Here is a 16,505-nt window from a genome sequence, read left to right on the forward strand (position 1 = left end):
GCTGCCCCGCCGGGGTTAGCGTATGAGAGGCTTAAGCGGTGCGATTGGCACGGGACCGGCGCTCAAAAGGCCGTTCTTCATGGTGATCGGTAGTGCGACTTGTTGCGTATTGCCGCCCCCCAGGGACAGCAAGGCGAAGCTCAAAAGGCCGGCCTGCGTACGCTTGATTTGACCACGTGCAACAAGAGCGTCAAGCACATCGGTCAGGCCTGATATCCGGGTGCCGAACTGACCTTCCGGGCGCATCAAGGCATCGAGAGTGGCCCCACCCTGCGCATGAAGCGTAAGCGGACCCCAGGCGATGTCGGCGCTGTGCACAATCGCCTCGCCGCCTGCCTCCCGCCAAATGGGCAGGGCTTTGCGAATATCCATGGCGGGTAAAGGGCCGCGGAGCGTCGCCGTCAGAGATAGAGATTCGACCTCTTTGCCGAGCGGGGTTCCACCGTCATTTGGTAAGACGATCCCCTGCGCCGAGCCATCAAAATCCAGTTCCTGAAGTTGACCTTCGTCTGCCAGCCGCAGGGGGCCAAGCACGGCGTCGAGCCTCTCCACGCTGAGAACCTGGGCTTCTTGATGAAGTATGTCGAATCCGGCGATGGAAGTTACGGCATGATCGACCGAACCGTTAAAGGCGAGATGGATTTGTAGCCAGGCCTGTTTCGCGAGGCCGGTAAGCTCGCCAATGTGCTTGAGCCCGCCGAAAAGGTGAGTGCCGGCCGCATCGGCGTCGATTGTAAAAGGATCCCAAAGCGCGGCGTGCCCTCTCATTGGCGGCCCCTGCCAAAAGCGTCCATCAGGCGCCGATATCGCTGGCGACGAGAGTGAAAGGTCAAATGAGAAGGGATAGCCGGAAAGCTCCAGCTTGCCGTAATTGACGACGAAGCCACGGGCAATTTGCTGATGCCGCCAGTTCTCGAGCCCGGTAACAATCTGTCCTGCGGCCCAGTGCCAGTAAGCGGTCGCGAGCAATGCCAGGATAAGGGTTCCGCCAGCCAAAGTAAGAAAGAGACGTCTGCCAGGGCTTTTTAGGCTTATAGAGGGTGTCGTTGTCATACAGCTCGATTCTCAGACTCGATTTCAAAAGGCGAGGACGCGGTTCGTTTTTGATCCCTGGCGCCGACAGCGGTCCGGATCTCAGGTTTTCCTAACTTCGGTGCGCGACCCGGACTTGTCCAGCCTTTCGGCAGGCTGTTTGTCTAGATAAGATGTCTTGTACTCGGAGGTGCAGCTGGGAAATGCCCGCGCCGGATGGTCTTACTGACCGGCTGCGGACGGACTATTGAGCGGGATTCGTTAGGTATTGGATCGGATGAAAGACTGGAATCAGGCGCTGCTTCCCCCCGAAGGACAGGATTTCTGGGTGTTTGGCTACGGGTCGCTGATCTGGAACCCTGGCTTTCCGCATGTCGAAGTCAGATCCGGGCTGTTAAAGGGCTACCATCGTCATTTTTGTGTCTACTCGCACCGTTATCGCGGCACGCCGGAATGCCCTGGCTTGGTGTTAGGGCTTGATCAAGGCGGAGACTGCGAGGGATTGGTGTTCCGGGTTCCGGCCGCAGAAGCAACCGAAGTCATGCAGTATCTTGATGAGCGCGAAATGGTGACCGGCGTATATCTGCCGGGCTGGCACGATGTCTCGACTGACGGCGGTACGGTGTCCGCAATTACCTTTGTCGCGGATCCCGGGCACGAGCAGTACGCAGGACGTCTTCCCCAGGAGGACTTGGTTCAATTGGTTGTGCAAGGACGTGGACAGCGTGGCACCTGCCGCGACTATCTGCAAAACACGGTTCATCACCTGGCGGCTCTCGGTCTTCACGACGATTATCTCTCAGCATTGCTGGCAGAAGTGGATGCGCGTGAAAGCGAATCTCTATGATCTTGATGGCGGTTCGCGTTTTCACTGCTTCAGTGAAATCGATCGCACGCAATTTACATGCCTTGGAGATGGGATAGGTCGCTACTCGATCAGCTTCCTCAGATCGTCGAAATCGATCAGAAGGTAAGCGAGCACCGCCACGATCAAAGCGCCGAGAGGATAAGTATACCAAGGTTTGACCAAAGGATTGTTGGTACCGCAGGACTGGCAGACATCCTGGTCTACATCCAGTGCCGAACCACAGCTTCTGCAGAGACGTTGTGCCAAGGTGTGTTTCCGATATTAGCGTTAATCTTTGGGTTCGCCCGGAACTGCAGCTGCAGTTTCCAGAACATTATCTGTCGCGCCAGCTTTATCCGTCGCCTCAGCCGTATCCGTTGATTGAGGGCCGAAGGGTGAATCGTGGTGAACTGGAACGGGGAGTCTGGTGCAGGCGCTTTCGATACTGTCGACCAGCCGTGGCAAAAACTCCTTGCGTGGCAGGCCGGGCGGAATGGCCGGAAGGAATTCCAGGGTGACTTTGCCGGGCCGCTTGGCAAAAGCCCGCCGGCGCCAAAAATAGCCTGAATTGAGAGCCACGGGGACGACCGGGATTTTGAGCTGACCGTAAAGTGCGGCAACACCCGGCTGATAGGGGATCTGCTGGGTCGGAGGAACCCGGGTGCCCTCAGGGAAGATAATGATTGGGCGCTTTTCGGCAACGATTTCTCGTGAAAGCGCGATCAGCCGCTTTAACTCCGAAGCGCCGCCGGATCGATCAATACCGATGGCGCCAGAGCGTGCGGTGAACCAACCGAAGAGGGGGATCCAGTTCAACTCGCGTTTCATAATGAAACAAGGGTGGTCGAGCAGGACGCTGAAGACCATCGTCTCCCAGGCCGACTGATGCTTGGACGCAACGATGAAGGGCGCATCGGGCAAATTCTCGAGCCCGATGACCTCATAGTCCAGCTTGCAGATGAACTTGAGAAGCGCAAAGGTCGTGCGGGTCCAGATCTTACCGACTTGGGAACTCGCACGTGGAGGCAACAGCAATATCGGCAAACAGACTGTCAGATAGATGGTGCTCCATCCGAAAAACAGCGCGTTGAAGATAAAGGAGCGTAGGACGATCATGTTCATGCAGGGATAATGTAGCTTCGCAGCAATGCCACAAGGAATTTGTTGTATTCGGTGATAATCAGGCCCGCGCTGCCCGGCCAACGCCACCAGTCACGCTGCTTGACGTGCGTTGGAAACACCGGATTGGGGATGATCTGAATGTCCGGCATCACCCGATTGAACTCGACCAGGCTGCGCGGCATGTGATAAGCGGCAGTCACCAGACGAAGCGAACTGAAGCCCTGTTCAGTCATCCACTCGCCGGTTTCAGCGGCGTTCCCCACCGTATCGACAGCGCGTCCGAGGGTCATGCAGCATGTCACCCCGCTCGGGCTGCGTTGAAAGATTTTGAGTAGTTCTTCGACTTCGACGCCCTGATGAACCCCGGAAACGAACAGCTTCTTGGCGCGTTGACGCGTGATCAGGTCAAAGCCTTGTTCCAAGCGGCCGCTTCCACCCGTCAGCACGACGATGGCGTCGGTCTTGCGCAAAGGATCGGTGACGGTTTTCGGCAGGGTCGAGGAAAACCACAGCAATCCACCGGCCCACACCAGGCTGCAGGCAAAGGTGAAAATGGCGAAAAACGCGATCCAACGCCGGCCGCGGCGCTGCGAAAAACGTTTTGTTGCCCCTTTCATTTGCCCTCTATCCTGGAGACTGTTTGTACCGTTCCGACGTGTAGTGAAGCGCGAAACAGCCTCTTGTTCAATATGTTAGAGCGTTACATCCACTCGCATGCAGGCAGCCAATATTATGGGATACGCGCCAGTGTGCGCAAAACCGTAAATCGTGCTGTTACCATTGCGACCAACGCCGCGGCGAAGGGAAGTAAGCTGAGGATTGCCCATTCGATGGGTGCCAGGGTCAGTTCCGGCAGCAATGCAGTCCCGGCACGTCCCAACAGCTGGCTGATACCGATAATAGTAACGGCGGCCAGGGTGACGCCGACCAGTCCGCCGAAGAATCCAAGCTTTAGCGAATGAATTTGGAATTCGCGGGCGATGTAACCGTCTTGCGCACCGATCAGATGTAGCAGCTCGACGATTTGATAGTGCACGGCGAGGCCCATGCGCGTGACAAAGACGACCATGATGACCGCTGACAAACCAACCAGCAGCACGACCAGAGCCGCTACGATCTCGATTGAACGGGCCAGACTGAGTAAATTCCCCAGCCAGCGCTGGTGGTCGTCGATCGTCGCCCCGGGGACAATTTCTTCGACCCGTGCGGTTAAGCTGGCCGTGTCGGGCGGTGCAACCTGATCGATCTCAACGGCAATCAGCTCCGGCAGAGGAAGTTCCGAAAGACCCGAGCTTTGTCCCAACCAGGGTTCAAGCAACGCTGCTGTTTCCTCGGCGCCCATATGATTGGCGGATAAAACTCCCGGGCTCTGGAGCAGGAGCCTGATGACGCTCTCTCTGCGCGCATCGACTTCGGCATCTGACAGCTCACTCTCGCTGACCGGAAGTTGAACCGTGATTTGGCCCGACAGTCCGTGGTCCCAGCGGGTCACGATCTTGCTCATCGCCATGGCGCTGACCAGTGCGAGCGCGGCCAGATAGACCATCACTGCGACTAGCCATGGTAGAAAACGGCCGGTTGAATCGCGATTTAGCGGGACGACGGACTTGCGCAACAGCATCTTAGCCAGCGCTTTCCGGACTGCCGCGAAGTCTCGAGGCGCCGCCCGATGTAGTGGAGCCCGAGGCTTCATATCCGGGCATGTCACTGGTGCGAATTAGCGTTTCCGCGTGCTCCAGCCGCACTTCACCGCGCACGAGCCGGATAACCGGATAGCGAAAGCGGGATATGAGAGCTTCGTTATGTGTTGCAACGACAATGGTCGTACCGCGCTTGTTGAGCTCTTCGAAGAGGTAGAGCAGGCGTTCGGCAATTCGGTTGTCGACATTGCCGGTAGGTTCGTCGGCGAGCAGCAGGCTTGGGCGGGAAACGACCGCTCGTGCGATGGCGACGCGCTGTTGCTGGCCGCCCGAGAGAGTGGCGGGTTTTGCATCCAGATGATCGGCTAAACCGACCCATGTCAGCAGTTCGACGACATCCTTTCTGATTTCTTCCGAGCGCTGTCCGCTGACCTTGAGGGGCAGGGCGACATTATCCAAAGTGCTTAGATGATCGAGAAGTCTAAAGTCCTGGAATACAACACCGATCCTGCGCCGGAGCAGTGCCGCATCGTGACGTGAGAGGGATGATACATCGCGCCCGAACAGGCTGATGCGCCCGCTGGTCGGCCGCTGCGCAAGATACATCATCTTGAGAAGCGAAGACTTTCCCGCGCCGCTCGCGCCGATCACGAAGTGGAAAGAACCGGGCGCCAGATCCAATGACACGCGATCAAGGATTTCAGGGCCCGCCCCATAGCGCAGTGAAACGTCCTGAAAGCGAACCAAGGTACAAGCGATCCTATGAGGAGATGCCGGAGTCTGACCGTTTTACTTCGAACCAAAGTGAAACGTGAATCAGCCTCTCAATCATATGGTTAGAGGACGATTCACGTCCGTGATTGCCTCAATCAAGAACGATCGCACTCTAGTGCCGAGAATGGCACAGCGGTCGCACCGAGGTAAAGCGTTGAGCGCCCGACTTGCGTTGCCATCAAGTGGCTCATATAAGATTAACCGTTTTACGCTAGACCGATGCCTGAACGGAATGGCGCGGAGAATGGCGCCAAAGCGACAGATAAAGGCAGTGGTGCGTGGCAAGTCTGGATTCCCCCGAGAAAGAAGCTGAAGGGACTAAGGCGGTTAAATGATCGTTACCTGTCCGTCCTGTGACACCAGCTTTGCCCTTGACGAGTCGTTGCTCGGCACGCGTGGACGCAAAGTGAAGTGCGGCGAGTGCGCCCATCGCTGGCATCAGATGCCAGAGGCCGCTACCGCGCCCGTTGCTGCCGTTCCTGAAGCTGCCGCCCCTGAGCCTATTGCGGAACCTGAGTCTGCTGCTGCCGAACCAACCGAGGCGGTGCAAGCTGCGCCAGAACCGGAAGCTGTCGAAGTGCCTCCGCCGATGCAGGAAGAGGAAACAGCAGCGGATACTCCGCCTCCAGTCCGTGGCCCCAAGCTTTTCGAATCGGACGATGAAGATGTCCTGGATGACGGAGATCGAAGATTTGCGGTCTTGGGATGGAGTATTTTCCTCGTTGTTTTTGTTCTGCTCGTTCTTGGATTCTACTTTGGCCAGAGTCAGATCGTGGCGTTCGAGCCAAGGTTTCAAAAGCTTTACGATCTGGTTGGCCTCAAGGCCCATAGTGATCAGGACGGTCACGAGGAAGTGGCGGGCGTCCCAGGCGAGGGCCTCTCAATTCCTGCAGACAAGCTCTTGAAAAGCCGCAAACGCGTTGCCGGCGAACCAATGATCGTCGTTGAAGGTGTCGTCGTTAACGAAACAGATCAAGAGCAACCCGTGCCGACATTGCGGGCCACGATCACTGACGTTGATGCCAATATTCTGGCCCGCTGGTACTTTGAAGCCGAAACAGCGAAGGTCGGGCTGAACGGTGATGTTTCGTTCGAAACATCAATCGGGGACAGCTGGGGCCGGCAGAGCATCGGTATATCGATCATTTTCGTTTCAGCCGAGACGGCAGAGAACGAACCAAGTATTCTACCGACAGCAACCAAGCAGTAATCCTGCCGCGCTGATTTTTTGCGACCTCATTATTCTGAATAGGTCACCATCCAATAAGCGGTCTAAGTGCCTGGGTCGACGCGCGCGGCCTAGCAACTACCGCACTTGCCGCGAACTGTGATCAGAACCTGGACGGTGGAACAGAAGCGGAGATCCTCCCACTCGGTATATGATCGCACCCGCAGGATCAGGGTTTCTTGCTAGGGCGCCGGAACTTGATACCCAGACCGATTTCCTTTGCGAGCCTGCGACGCTCCGAAGAATATTTGGGCGCAACAACGGGGTAGTCGTCCGGCAGGTTCCAGCGTTCGCGGTAGTCTTCGACCGACATGCCGAAGCTCCTCATCAGATAGCGTTTGAGGACTCGGAGTTTTTTACCGTCCTCAAGACATATGATGTAGTCCGGTGTCACAGATTTCTTGATCGGAACGGCAGGAACCGGGCGTTCCGGCGTTCCAACGGATGATGATCCGGCTGTTGCAAGAGCATGGTAGGTGTCGCGAAGGAGCTGCGGCAGTTCGTTTACGGAAACAACGTTGCCTGAGACGTGCGCCGAGACGACATCGGCCGTCATGTTCAAGAGATCGCCGTGTTTTAGTTTTTCGTACATCGATTATTCCTGCTCGCCGTTTCCACGGCACCTGTTCTCCGATGTGCGGACTAGGGCAACAGTCGCCATCATTATGGTTTTGAGTTCCTACCCGAAATTTTGAGTATGAATGCCGTTGCGCTGGTTAACTTTGTCGAGAGCCGCCAACAAAACCGGTCGATCGGGGCTAGAGTTGAAAGGATGACGTCACCTTTGGCTTCCCGGCAGTAGATCCTGGAATGACGCTGCCTGACCAGTTCGTTAACCCCATATTAATCTTAATTACCGCAATATGTGCGCTGAGTAGAACGCGGTTTTCTGTGTGCTCTAATCTATGGAACGAGAGATGGTTAACGGTTCGCTTTGAGACAAAGCGAAGAAATCAGATGCTCATTCTTATGGTTAGAAGGCGATCTTGCTTTAGATCGGAAAGTCTCGGTTCTAAGTTGAACGCAAGGTAGAGTGATGGCTCGGATTTTAGTGGCTGAAGACGACCGGGCGGTGCAAAGCTTCGTTGCCCGGGCGCTGACCCACAAAGGACATAAAGTTACGACGGCGGACGACGGCGTGCAGGCATTGGAGCGGCTCGGGTCCGACAGCTTCGATCTGTTGATTACCGACATCGTCATGCCGGAGTTGGATGGTATTGCCTTGGCCTTGAAGGTGACCAAGGATTACCCCGAACTGCCGATCCTGCTGATGACGGGTTATTCGGCCGAGCGCCAGCGCGCGCACAATCTCGATGAGCTGATCTGCCGTGTGATTACGAAGCCTTTCACCTTGAAGCAGATTTGCGCCACAGCCGACGAGGTGATGGCAGACAGTAAAGTCGCCTGCCACTAGAATGTGATTGTTCTTGATTGCTCTAATCAAGAACGAGAATTGCCCTCCAACCACAAAAAACGGTGTGTGATTTACACAGCCGGGCGCGGCACCGGTCAGGCGAATCTTTGCCCTGACCGTCGTATCTCCTGAAGGCTAGGGGGTTTCCCCAGTCAGAATTGACGCAGCAGGCGGTCGATGTATTCGAGCTCACCCGCAGGTCGTTGGCGTTCGCCTCTGCGGCGGCGAAGTTCCTGCAAAATCTCCCGTGTGCGGACGATGTCGCCTTCCTCGGGAATCTTCACGCCGTTACGGGCATCGTTGATGCCGCCGCGCCCGGTCTCGCGTCCAAAGGGGTCGGAACTCCGGCCAGGCTGTGCGCCGACAGTCCCGCTGCCGCGTTCGGCCTGCTGGCCCATCTGCTGCATGAAGCTTTCGGCCATTGATTTCATGCCTTGCTGTAGCTGATCGAGCGACCGCGACTGGGGCTGAACAGGGTTTTGACCTTCTTTGCCGCCGTTCAAGGCATCGCGCGCATCACGCATGGACTGTTCCGCCCGGCCAAGAGAGCGCGGGATTTCACCCAGCGCTTCGCCCAGTTGCCGCATCATTTCACCCAGGTCTTTGCGCAGCTTTTCCTGGGAACCGGCATCGTCACTGCGCTCACGGGCCCTCTGATCGCCGTCTTTGCCTTTTTTATCCTGGCTTTCCCGTTGTTCGCGCTCATAGCTGCGGTCCAGCAGTTCCTGCTGACGCCGGACCATATCTTCCATCTCCTGCATCATGCCATGAGCATCCTGCATGGCCTTGTTCATCTGCTCGGCGAAGTTTCCGGCGCGCATGTTTTCAAGGATTTCCTGCAGTTGTGCCAACAGCTCTTGGGCAGCTTCGGTCGAGCCGTTGCGGGCCAATTCTCGGGCTTTTTCGATGAGATCGTTGAGATCGCTGCTGTCCAATAGTTGCGCATCGGGCGGCAGCGGTTGAGGTTCCATGCCCTGGGACAGCTGTTCGCGCATCTGCTCGTTCATAGCCTCGACAAAGCGATCAAGTGCTTCTTGCAGTTTATCAAGAAGGGCTTCGATTTCTGCCGCGTCGGCGCCGCGGGCGAGAGCCTCCTGAAGTGCCTTCTGCAGGTTTCTGATATCACGTTCTGCAATGGCTAACTCGCCTTCTTCCAGGCGCAATGCCGTATCCCAAAGCAGTTGCTGTACGCTTGGAATAATTTCTGGCCGTGCATCATGTATCAGCCGGCGTTCGGCAGTAATCACCGCCAGAGCAACAACGACATCATGGTGAAAGTGATCGGGCCGTTGATAGATATTGCGGAGTGCCCGAACGATCGGAAAGCGTTCCTCGGGCGCGAGGGTCAGTTCTTTGCGCAGTTCGACCAGGGCACGGGCAACCGGGTGATTGAAGATCCGCTCAGGAAGTACGGTGCGCAGCGCTTCGCTCTGACCTTGCTGTCCAAGCGCATCTTCCGCGATCAGTGTTATCTCCACCGCCAAGCCGGCCCAGGGATGCGGTGTTAAATCATGATAGCTCGTGGCATCCAGCTCGCTTGCGCTTGACTTGGGCAGCGCGAGCTCAAGATGGAAGGGCGGCGTCTCGGGTTTGTCGAGCCGCTGCACCTGAGCCCGGACCTTGTCCACTCCATAGTCGTCGCTGGCTTGATATTGTAGCCGGAGTGCGGCGCGTTCGCTTCGGCTGGGCGCCGTCAGATAGGCGATGGTGGGTGCTGCATCGGAAACCACCGCCATAGGCCATTCCGCCAGAGTGCGGCCGTTCTGGACAATGGCAATGCGATCTCCGCCATTGATCTGAGCCGAGACCTTGAAGAAGTCGACGCCGGCGCTGTCGAACCTGGTTGCATCGGGCCCCAACAGCAGTTCAGGGTCTTCCGCCGGACCCTGCACCTGCGCCAGAATTTGACTTCCGGCTGGAATGTTCAGCAACGCATTCGCGGCGCTTGCGGGGGCAAGAAACTGTGGCGCGCGGCGGGTATAACCCGGTGGATTGATCCAGACATCGAAGCTGATGTCCTGGCTGAGTGCACCGCCCGATAGCTGGGGTGTGACGGCGCGCGCAAGTCTCTGTTGCCAATCACCGGCACCGATTACAAGGGCCACCGTGAGAACGACGGCCAATCCACAGCGTAACGCAAAGGGATCGAGTGCTGCGAACCGGGGCCGGGGCGGTTTGGCTTTGAATGAGCCGCTTTGCGCCACCAGGCGCGAGCGGTGCAGCGCCCAAAGTGCACGTGTTGTTCCGTCGCCCTTGGTCAGGCGGTCATCCAAAGAGGTTAGAGGGCGATGCTGTAGCCCCGAATCCTGCTCAAGGCGGCGCCGGGTCTCTTTCTCGCCGGGCAACCGAAAGCTGCGGAAAAAATGCCAGAGCCCCCAAAAGGCCGCCAAACCCAAGATGGCAAGGGCACCGCCATGGATCCATGTGGGCAAGGTGGGAAGGAGATCAAACAGGGCAATAACGAGAAACAAACCGGCGATCCCCGAAAGCGGCCAGATCGCGGGCCAGAAACGTTCCCAGACCAATGCGGCTCTGGCGAGCCCCAATTCGAGGGTGAGGCGCGATGACATGGCTATCGCATTGGCGGCTCTGCCACGGGCAAAAGCCATTGCGCGCCTGTCGCGGTCGGCCGTATTTGGTCCAAAGCTAGGGTGTTCTCGATCTACCACCTGCGCGTCCTCGCGTCGTTAGCTCTAACTTCCCCCAACTTACCTAAACACGAGAGCCTGCTTCGCAGTCTCGTGCACTTTCGTCCCGCTTCGCACCGCCTTCAATCAATGTTCAGAACGGTTTACCTTACAACGGGCGGTTCACTTCTGTATCTGGCCCAATTCTCAAATCTAGGCGGCTCCGCGCGGTTCGGAGCTTTGTTGTCCGTCATCCAGCCAATCCGGCAGCCTATCCTGACCGATCAACTCATCATAGTCGATTCGGGGGCGGATCACCGCGTAATCATTGCCCCGCACCAGAATTTCCGGTGCCGGAGGTCTGGAATTATAACTCGATGACATGACAGCGCCATAGGCTCCCGATGAACAAATCGCGAGCAGGTCGTCTGCAGCAACCGGCGGAAGCTCTCTTTGCTCGGCAAAGATATCGCTGCTTTCGCATATTGGACCGACAATATCATAAGGTTCGCGGTCTGCGCCGGCAGCGAACTGAGCGACCGGCAGAATGTCATGCCAGGCGTCGTAAAGGGTCGGTCGGATGAGGTCGTTCATGGCGGCATCGACGATCGCGAAACGCCGTGCCGTCCCATGTTTCACATAAACGGTTCGCGTGACCAGCAAACCTGCGTTTCCGGTCAGGAAACGGCCCGGTTCAAAAATCAGCTTGGCATCGAGGCCCTTTGTGGTTTCCCGTACAATTTCCGCGTAGCGGGCAATATCCGGAGCGGCATCGCCCTCGTAGGCGATGCCCAGGCCGCCGCCCATGTCCAGGCGCTCCAAAGGCCAGCCGGCGTCCCGCAGCTCTGTGAAGAGCGCAACCAGCCGCTCGAAAGCCATGCGATAGGGATTGACGTCGGTAATCTGGGAACCGATGTGGACCGCCAGGCCTTCGATCCGAACGCCCGGCAGCTGCGCTGCTGAGTCCAGGAAGCCCCGAAGGCTGGGAATATCGATCCCGAACTTGTTTTCCGCCTTCCCGGTCGAGATTTTCGCATGGGTCAGCGCATCCACATCCGGGTTGATGCGCAGGGCGACTGGTGCACGTACCCCCTTTTCCTGTGCGATACGCGAAAGAGCTTCCAGCTCCGGCAGGGATTCCACATTGAACTGCAGGATACCGGCATCGAGCGCAGTCGCCATCTCCGAAGGCTGCTTGCCGACACCTGCGAAGACGACTTTGCTTGCAGGCACGCCTGCAGCGAGCGCACGGCGAAGCTCGCCTTCAGATACGACGTCGGCACCGGCGCCCAGCTGCGCAAAAGTCCGGATCACCGCCTGGTTCGAGTTGGCTTTCAGCGCGTAGCAAACGGTCGCTGGCAGATCACCCAGCGCACGCACGAAGCTTGTGTAGGCTGATTCCATAGCTGCGGCGGAATAACAGAAAAACGGTGTACCAACCCGCGCGGCAAGTTCGTCGAGGGATACATCCTCGATGTGCAGGCGGCCGTTTCGATAAGGAAAGAATGTCATAAGGCTTCGCTTCAGTTCTGCTCGCTGTGACCAACCCTTCGCTGGATCATCACCTGGAATCTACAAGATGCCGCTCTCGCAGAGACGCGGATTGCAGGTTTCAGACTACACAATATGCGGTTGTCCGGCGATTTTAGTAGGTTTTTGTCTTCGTGCGTGAATCCGGGAAGATCGAGATATTGTCCGGCGTGGTATTTTGCGGCGTGCGCTCTTTGTTGACTCCGGGAACCTGTGACGAAGGTTTGGGGTAGGTTCCGGGATAGGTGTAGAGATCTTCCTCGCCCTCCGGCGGCGCTAAATCGCCTTTCTTACCGCAACCGGCGAGGCCGGCGGCCGCAACCAGGGTCAGCACGACGCTACGCCGTGTCAGTGATTTCACCTTCATTATGGTCTCCAAGCGTTTCGCCGGTGAAACGCGCAATCCTCTACACTGCGGAACACCCCTTTTGAGCCCGCCGCTGCAACACGATATTGATGCCGGCCCATCTAGTCAAAGGGCGCCTAGTTTTAAGGGGCGCCTGGTCAAAGGCTCTGGTCCAGGCCTCAAGGCGACCGGAACCCTATAGGAAGCGCCTTCTAGCTTCGGTGGCGGCTTCGCGCACCCGGTTCGGTGCGGTGCCGCCATGGCTGGTACGGCTGGCAACCGAGCTTTCAACCGTCAGAACCTCGAAGATGGCCTCAGTGATGCGCGGTTCGACGGCCTGCATATCGGCAAGCGGCAGATCACTGATATCACAGCCCGCGGCTTCGGCGCGTTGAACGATCGTACCGGTGATGTGGTGGGCGTCGCGGAACGGCAGGTTGAGGACGCGCACCAGCCAATCGGCGAGGTCCGTCGCGGTCAGGAAGCCAGCGGCCGTCGCGGCCTTCAGGCGGGCTTCGTTAGCGGTCAGGTCCCGCACCATGCCGGTTGTGGCTGCGACGCATAGCGCCAGGGTGTCAGTAGCGTCGAACAAGGGTTCTTTGTCTTCCTGCATGTCCTTGCCATAGGTCAGCGGCAGACCCTTCATGACCATCAGCAGGGTGTTGAGTGAGCCAATCACCCGGCCCGCCTTGCCGCGCACCAGTTCCGCGGCATCGGGATTTTTCTTCTGCGGCATGATCGAACTGCCGGTGGTGAAGGCGTCCGAAAGATCGACGAAACGGAAACCTTCGCTGCACCAGATCACGAGCTCTTCGGCGAAGCGCGAAAGATGGATCGCGAGGATCGAGCCGATCGAGAGGTATTCGAGGGCGAAGTCCCGGTCCGACACGGAATCGATGGAGTTGGCGGTCGGGCGGTCAAAGCCGAGTGCCTGTGCTGTCGCATGCCGGTCGATGGGAAAGGACGTGCCTGCCAGAGCGGCCGCTCCCAGAGGACACTCGTTCAGTCTTGTCCGGCAATCGGCAACACGGCTGCGGTCCCGTCCAAGCATTTCGACGTAGCTCAGCAGATGATGGCCAAAGGTCACCGGCTGTGCAGCCTGCAGGTGCGTATAGCCTGGCATGACGCTGTCTGCGTAAGTCTCCGCCTTGTCGATCAGGGATTCCTGTAGCTCGGCCAGCTTGGCGTCGAGTTGATCGAGGCTGTCGCGGACCCAGAGGCGAATATCCACCGCGACCTGATCATTCCGCGAGCGCCCCGTGTGCAGGCGGCCGGCGGCGTCGCCGATCAACTCGCGCAACCGCGCTTCGACATTCATGTGAATGTCTTCGAGGGCTGCGCTGAAGGTAAAGCTGCCCGCTTCGATCTCTCGCAAAATCGTGTCTAGACCTTTAAGGATCGCATCGCCATCTTCCTGGGAGACGATGTTCTGGGCGATCAACATGTTACAGTGCGCTCTGGATCCCTGGATGTCCTGGGCGTAAAGCCGCTGGTCGAAGGAAATCGACGCGTTGATCTGTTCCATGACCTCGGCCGGGCCCATGGAGAAGCGCCCGCCCCACATCTTGTTCGCACTGGGGGAATCGGTCGTGGCCGGGGCATTGTCGGAAGAGGTAGCGGCGCCGCCGGTATGCCCGGCTGCCGGAGTTTTTTCTGAGGTCATATGACTGGGTGGACCTGATTCGTTATGCAAAAAAACATCGCCATAGGGGTGCGGTTTCGCAGATTGGCTGCGGCGTTACTTGGTGTCGCAGTGTTTGCCACTGGGATCGCCACCGGTTTTTCCACCGCCGCGCAGAACAGCGAACCGCCCCTGGCGGGCGATTTCGGCGGGAACTTTACTCTCTTCGAACCGCCGATACCAGCACCGCCGACGGCATTTTCGGACGCTTCCGAAGGACGTACGACCCTGCGGGATTTCAAAGGCGAGGTCGTATTGGTGAATTTCTGGGCGACCTGGTGCGCCCCCTGTGTCGCAGAGATGCCAGCCCTCAACCGCTTGCAGGCGGAGCTCGCTCCCCAGGGCTTTCGGATCGTTGCCATATCCCAAGACCGGCGTGGCCTGGACATCGTAAAGCCCTTCTATGAAAAGCTGGATCTAGATGCCATGGGGATCTACCTGGATCCCAAGGGCACGGCATCCCGGCAGTTCGAGGTCAGAGGCTTGCCGACCTCGTTGCTGGTTGATCGCCGCAACCGGATTATCGGCATTCTGCAAGGTCCTGCGGAGTGGGATTCGCCCGAAGCCAAGGCGTTGATGCAATTTTACTTGGATCAGCCGATGCCTGCCAGCTCGGGCTGAGTCATCGTGCCGTTTACCGTCCCGTCTTTGTCGCCACGGACCCTTTGTTTCCTGCCGCTCCTCCTCCTCGGCGCCTGTGCATCCCAGGAAACGCATGACGGCGGTCTCCCCGATGCTGCAAACGAGATTGCGTCTGAGGCAGAGGGAACTTCGAATTATCTGTTCCAGGCTGCGACCAGCATTCAGGACGACTGGTTCCACATGCGTATGCGGGGGCAGACCGACTATCAGTTGACGATCTTCGATGAGGCGGTGGCCATTCGAGCGCGCGGGCAGGAGTCTGCGTCCGGACTGATCCGTGCGGTCGACATCGACCCTGTGGCTTGTCCCGAAATCGAATGGGCCTGGGCTGCGACCAAGATACAACAGAGCGTCAATCTGCACGACAAACAGAGTGACGATGTAGCCGCCTCACTGTTTCTGCTGTTCGGTGATCCCGGACTCTATTCCGATCCCGACCCGGTCCCGACGCTTCGATACGTCTGGACTACCGATCACGTTCAGCCGGATGAGGTGATCGACAATCCCTATCTTTCCGGCGTCGTGAAAAGCATCGCCGTCCGCGTTACAAGTCCGGCCGGCGACCAGGCTTCACCCCCTGCTGCCTGGGTGGTTGAGCACCGCAATATCCTCGAGGATTTCACGCGCGCCTTCGGTCACCCGCCGGCGGAAGGCCTTCAGGCCTTTGCCTTATTCAGCGACAACGATCAGACCAGCGAACCCGTAGAAGCCTATTACGGCTGGGCGCGGGTCAATTGCTCAGGAGAGGCTGCGTCTGCAGACGGTGCGTCGGACTGGTAGATCCCCAGCTCTAGTTTACGAGCTTCCACGAACCGTCGGGTTGTCTACAGGCCGTGCCGTAAAGTGTTTGCGATTTTCCGCCGATGACCGAGGTCGTTGTATATTCCCGGCAATATCCGCCATTAGAGGTTTGATAGGTTCTGGTAGGTTTTACCCTGTAACGTCCGTTGTCATTGGGGTTCTCCCAGGCGATGGTTTGGCCGTCCGGGGAATGTTCCAGCGACTGGCCAATACAGTTCTGGTCGATCTGATCCATATAGCGACCGATGGCACCACCAATCAGGTAGCCGACGATCGTACCGCCGATGATCGCGACAGTCTTTCCACTGCCTTTTCCGACCTGTGTTCCCGCTGCACCACCTACGGCACCGCCGAGGACGCTGCCCAAAAGTTCACGATTGCAGGTGCCGATGTTCAGATCGAAGGGGGCGACGTAGCTGTCGTGCTGTTCGACCTTATGTTTCCCTTTCTTCTTGCCTTTATGCTTCCCCTTCCCCTTGCCCTTGCCGTTCTTGTAGTAGCCATGGGCAGGTGCCCAGGGCGGGGGATCGGCGTAGGCTAGGCTTGGCGCGAGCGCCCAAATGCCAGAAACCGCGATTGCGATGCCTGCGGCCAGAAGTTTGCGGCCAGTCTGAATATGGCCAGTCTGAATGTGGCCAATCTGACTATGTCCAGTCTGACTGAACCGGAGATTGCCGCGTCCTTTGGCTTGAGGCTCTGGCATGAAATTTGTTCCTATTTTGCGCTAACCAAGCTGGGCACAGCGTTTCTTTTAGCACCCAAATGTTATCAAAGCCTGTTGAGGAATTGAGGCGACTCTATGGCCTTGTGAATTCTGGGAA

Annotated in this window: 17 protein-coding genes; 5 read left to right on the top strand and 12 right to left on the bottom strand. The window is 57.8% G+C overall.

Annotated features, from left to right (window positions below):
• Nucleotides 1-15 precede the first annotated feature (15 nt).
• Nucleotides 16-1,053 carry a DUF2125 domain-containing protein gene (locus tag QMZ18_RS16540; RefSeq protein ID WP_282607432.1) on the bottom strand — a complete coding sequence of 346 codons (1,038 nt, stop codon included), beginning with the start codon at nucleotides 1,051-1,053 and terminating at the stop codon, nucleotides 16-18.
• 256 nt (nucleotides 1,054-1,309) lie between these two features.
• Between QMZ18_RS16540 and QMZ18_RS16545 the strand changes: the two genes are divergently transcribed.
• Nucleotides 1,310-1,879 (top strand): gamma-glutamylcyclotransferase, encoded by a 570-nt coding sequence (locus tag QMZ18_RS16545; RefSeq protein ID WP_282607433.1) that lies wholly within the window; start codon nucleotides 1,310-1,312, stop codon nucleotides 1,877-1,879.
• Nucleotides 1,880-1,960: 81 nt separating this feature from the next.
• On the opposite strand, the gene QMZ18_RS16550 is transcribed toward QMZ18_RS16545, so the two are convergent.
• From QMZ18_RS16550 to ftsE, 5 genes are all read right to left on the bottom strand, one after another.
• The gene (locus QMZ18_RS16550; protein WP_282607434.1) at nucleotides 1,961-2,146 is read right to left on the bottom strand and encodes a hypothetical protein; all 186 of its coding nucleotides are present in this window, start codon (nucleotides 2,144-2,146) and stop codon (nucleotides 1,961-1,963) included.
• Between the two features lie 21 nt (nucleotides 2,147-2,167).
• Nucleotides 2,168-3,001: a 1-acyl-sn-glycerol-3-phosphate acyltransferase gene (locus QMZ18_RS16555; RefSeq protein ID WP_282607435.1), complete on the bottom strand. Its 834-nt coding sequence runs from the start codon at nucleotides 2,999-3,001 to the stop codon at nucleotides 2,168-2,170.
• Nucleotides 2,998-3,618, bottom strand: a complete 621-nt coding sequence (locus QMZ18_RS16560) for a YdcF family protein (RefSeq protein ID WP_282607436.1) — start codon at nucleotides 3,616-3,618, stop codon at nucleotides 2,998-3,000. Before QMZ18_RS16560 ends, QMZ18_RS16555 begins: the two co-directional genes overlap by 4 nt.
• 113 nt (nucleotides 3,619-3,731) lie before the next feature.
• Nucleotides 3,732-4,622 carry an ABC transporter permease gene (locus QMZ18_RS16565; protein WP_282607437.1) on the bottom strand — a complete coding sequence of 297 codons (891 nt, stop codon included), beginning with the start codon at nucleotides 4,620-4,622 and terminating at the stop codon, nucleotides 3,732-3,734.
• A 1-nt stretch (nucleotide 4,623) separates the two neighbouring features.
• The gene (gene ftsE / locus QMZ18_RS16570; RefSeq protein ID WP_282607438.1) at nucleotides 4,624-5,388 is read right to left on the bottom strand and encodes a cell division ATP-binding protein FtsE; all 765 of its coding nucleotides are present in this window, start codon (nucleotides 5,386-5,388) and stop codon (nucleotides 4,624-4,626) included.
• A gap of 358 nt (nucleotides 5,389-5,746) precedes the next feature.
• Here ftsE and QMZ18_RS16575 point away from each other — a divergent pair, with 358 nt between their 5' ends.
• Nucleotides 5,747-6,625, top strand: a complete 879-nt coding sequence (locus QMZ18_RS16575; protein ID WP_282607439.1) for a DUF3426 domain-containing protein — start codon at nucleotides 5,747-5,749, stop codon at nucleotides 6,623-6,625.
• Between the two features lie 187 nt (nucleotides 6,626-6,812).
• Here QMZ18_RS16575 and QMZ18_RS16580 read toward each other — a convergent pair whose 3' ends face one another.
• Nucleotides 6,813-7,235: a MucR family transcriptional regulator gene (locus QMZ18_RS16580; protein ID WP_282607440.1), complete on the bottom strand. Its 423-nt coding sequence runs from the start codon at nucleotides 7,233-7,235 to the stop codon at nucleotides 6,813-6,815.
• A 444-nt stretch (nucleotides 7,236-7,679) separates the two neighbouring features.
• On the opposite strand from QMZ18_RS16580, the gene QMZ18_RS16585 reads away from it, so the two are divergent.
• Complete coding sequence (locus tag QMZ18_RS16585) at nucleotides 7,680-8,057, top strand: response regulator (RefSeq protein WP_282607441.1); 378 nt, start codon at nucleotides 7,680-7,682, stop codon at nucleotides 8,055-8,057.
• Between the two features lie 152 nt (nucleotides 8,058-8,209).
• Here the strand turns inward: QMZ18_RS16585 and QMZ18_RS16590 are convergent, their stop codons facing one another.
• From QMZ18_RS16590 to argH, 4 genes are all read right to left on the bottom strand, one after another.
• On the bottom strand, nucleotides 8,210-10,627 hold the full coding sequence (locus QMZ18_RS16590) for a TIGR02302 family protein (RefSeq protein ID WP_282607442.1): 2,418 nt from the start codon (nucleotides 10,625-10,627) through the stop codon (nucleotides 8,210-8,212).
• A gap of 270 nt (nucleotides 10,628-10,897) precedes the next feature.
• Complete coding sequence (gene lysA / locus QMZ18_RS16595) at nucleotides 10,898-12,196, bottom strand: diaminopimelate decarboxylase (RefSeq protein ID WP_282607443.1); 1,299 nt, start codon at nucleotides 12,194-12,196, stop codon at nucleotides 10,898-10,900.
• 133 nt (nucleotides 12,197-12,329) lie between these two features.
• Nucleotides 12,330-12,581 carry a lipoprotein gene (locus QMZ18_RS16600; RefSeq protein WP_282607444.1) on the bottom strand — a complete coding sequence of 84 codons (252 nt, stop codon included), beginning with the start codon at nucleotides 12,579-12,581 and terminating at the stop codon, nucleotides 12,330-12,332.
• A 175-nt stretch (nucleotides 12,582-12,756) separates the two neighbouring features.
• On the bottom strand, nucleotides 12,757-14,124 hold the full coding sequence (argH, locus tag QMZ18_RS16605; protein WP_282607903.1) for an argininosuccinate lyase: 1,368 nt from the start codon (nucleotides 14,122-14,124) through the stop codon (nucleotides 12,757-12,759).
• A 123-nt stretch (nucleotides 14,125-14,247) separates the two neighbouring features.
• Between argH and QMZ18_RS16610 the strand changes: the two genes are divergently transcribed.
• Nucleotides 14,248-14,862: a TlpA disulfide reductase family protein gene (locus tag QMZ18_RS16610; protein WP_282607445.1), complete on the top strand. Its 615-nt coding sequence runs from the start codon at nucleotides 14,248-14,250 to the stop codon at nucleotides 14,860-14,862.
• Nucleotides 14,863-14,868: 6 nt separating this feature from the next.
• A complete protein-coding gene (locus tag QMZ18_RS16615; RefSeq protein WP_282607446.1) occupies nucleotides 14,869-15,663 on the top strand; it encodes a DUF3047 domain-containing protein in 795 nt (264 codons plus the stop codon).
• Between the two features lie 10 nt (nucleotides 15,664-15,673).
• Here QMZ18_RS16615 and QMZ18_RS16620 read toward each other — a convergent pair whose 3' ends face one another.
• Nucleotides 15,674-16,387 (bottom strand): RT0821/Lpp0805 family surface protein, encoded by a 714-nt coding sequence (locus QMZ18_RS16620; RefSeq protein WP_282607447.1) that lies wholly within the window; start codon nucleotides 16,385-16,387, stop codon nucleotides 15,674-15,676.
• Nucleotides 16,388-16,505 lie beyond the last annotated feature (118 nt).

This window comes from Pelagibius sp. Alg239-R121 (genome assembly GCF_947331435.1).
GTDB lineage: Bacteria > Pseudomonadota > Alphaproteobacteria > Kiloniellales > Kiloniellaceae > Denitrobaculum.

Bases quoted from the DNA above. Each gene is read 5' to 3' on its own strand.
- QMZ18_RS16610 (WP_282607445.1), top strand. From the start codon at position 14,248: ATGCAAAAAAACATCGCCATAGGGGTGCGGTTTCGCAGATTGGCTGCG.
- argH (WP_282607903.1), bottom strand. From the start codon at position 14,124: ATGTGGGGCGGGCGCTTCTCCATGGGCCCGGCCGAGGTCATGGAACAG.
- QMZ18_RS16585 (WP_282607441.1), top strand. From the start codon at position 7,680: ATGGCTCGGATTTTAGTGGCTGAAGACGACCGGGCGGTGCAAAGCTTC.
- QMZ18_RS16600 (WP_282607444.1), bottom strand. From the start codon at position 12,581: ATGAAGGTGAAATCACTGACACGGCGTAGCGTCGTGCTGACCCTGGTT.
- QMZ18_RS16590 (WP_282607442.1), bottom strand. From the start codon at position 10,627: ATGTCATCGCGCCTCACCCTCGAATTGGGGCTCGCCAGAGCCGCATTG.
- QMZ18_RS16540 (WP_282607432.1), bottom strand. From the start codon at position 1,053: ATGACAACGACACCCTCTATAAGCCTAAAAAGCCCTGGCAGACGTCTC.
- QMZ18_RS16565 (WP_282607437.1), bottom strand. From the start codon at position 4,622: ATGCTGTTGCGCAAGTCCGTCGTCCCGCTAAATCGCGATTCAACCGGC.
- QMZ18_RS16560 (WP_282607436.1), bottom strand. From the start codon at position 3,618: ATGAAAGGGGCAACAAAACGTTTTTCGCAGCGCCGCGGCCGGCGTTGG.
- lysA (WP_282607443.1), bottom strand. From the start codon at position 12,196: ATGACATTCTTTCCTTATCGAAACGGCCGCCTGCACATCGAGGATGTA.
- QMZ18_RS16575 (WP_282607439.1), top strand. From the start codon at position 5,747: ATGATCGTTACCTGTCCGTCCTGTGACACCAGCTTTGCCCTTGACGAG.
- QMZ18_RS16580 (WP_282607440.1), bottom strand. From the start codon at position 7,235: ATGTACGAAAAACTAAAACACGGCGATCTCTTGAACATGACGGCCGAT.
- QMZ18_RS16555 (WP_282607435.1), bottom strand. From the start codon at position 3,001: ATGAACATGATCGTCCTACGCTCCTTTATCTTCAACGCGCTGTTTTTC.
- QMZ18_RS16620 (WP_282607447.1), bottom strand. From the start codon at position 16,387: ATGCCAGAGCCTCAAGCCAAAGGACGCGGCAATCTCCGGTTCAGTCAG.
- QMZ18_RS16545 (WP_282607433.1), top strand. From the start codon at position 1,310: ATGAAAGACTGGAATCAGGCGCTGCTTCCCCCCGAAGGACAGGATTTC.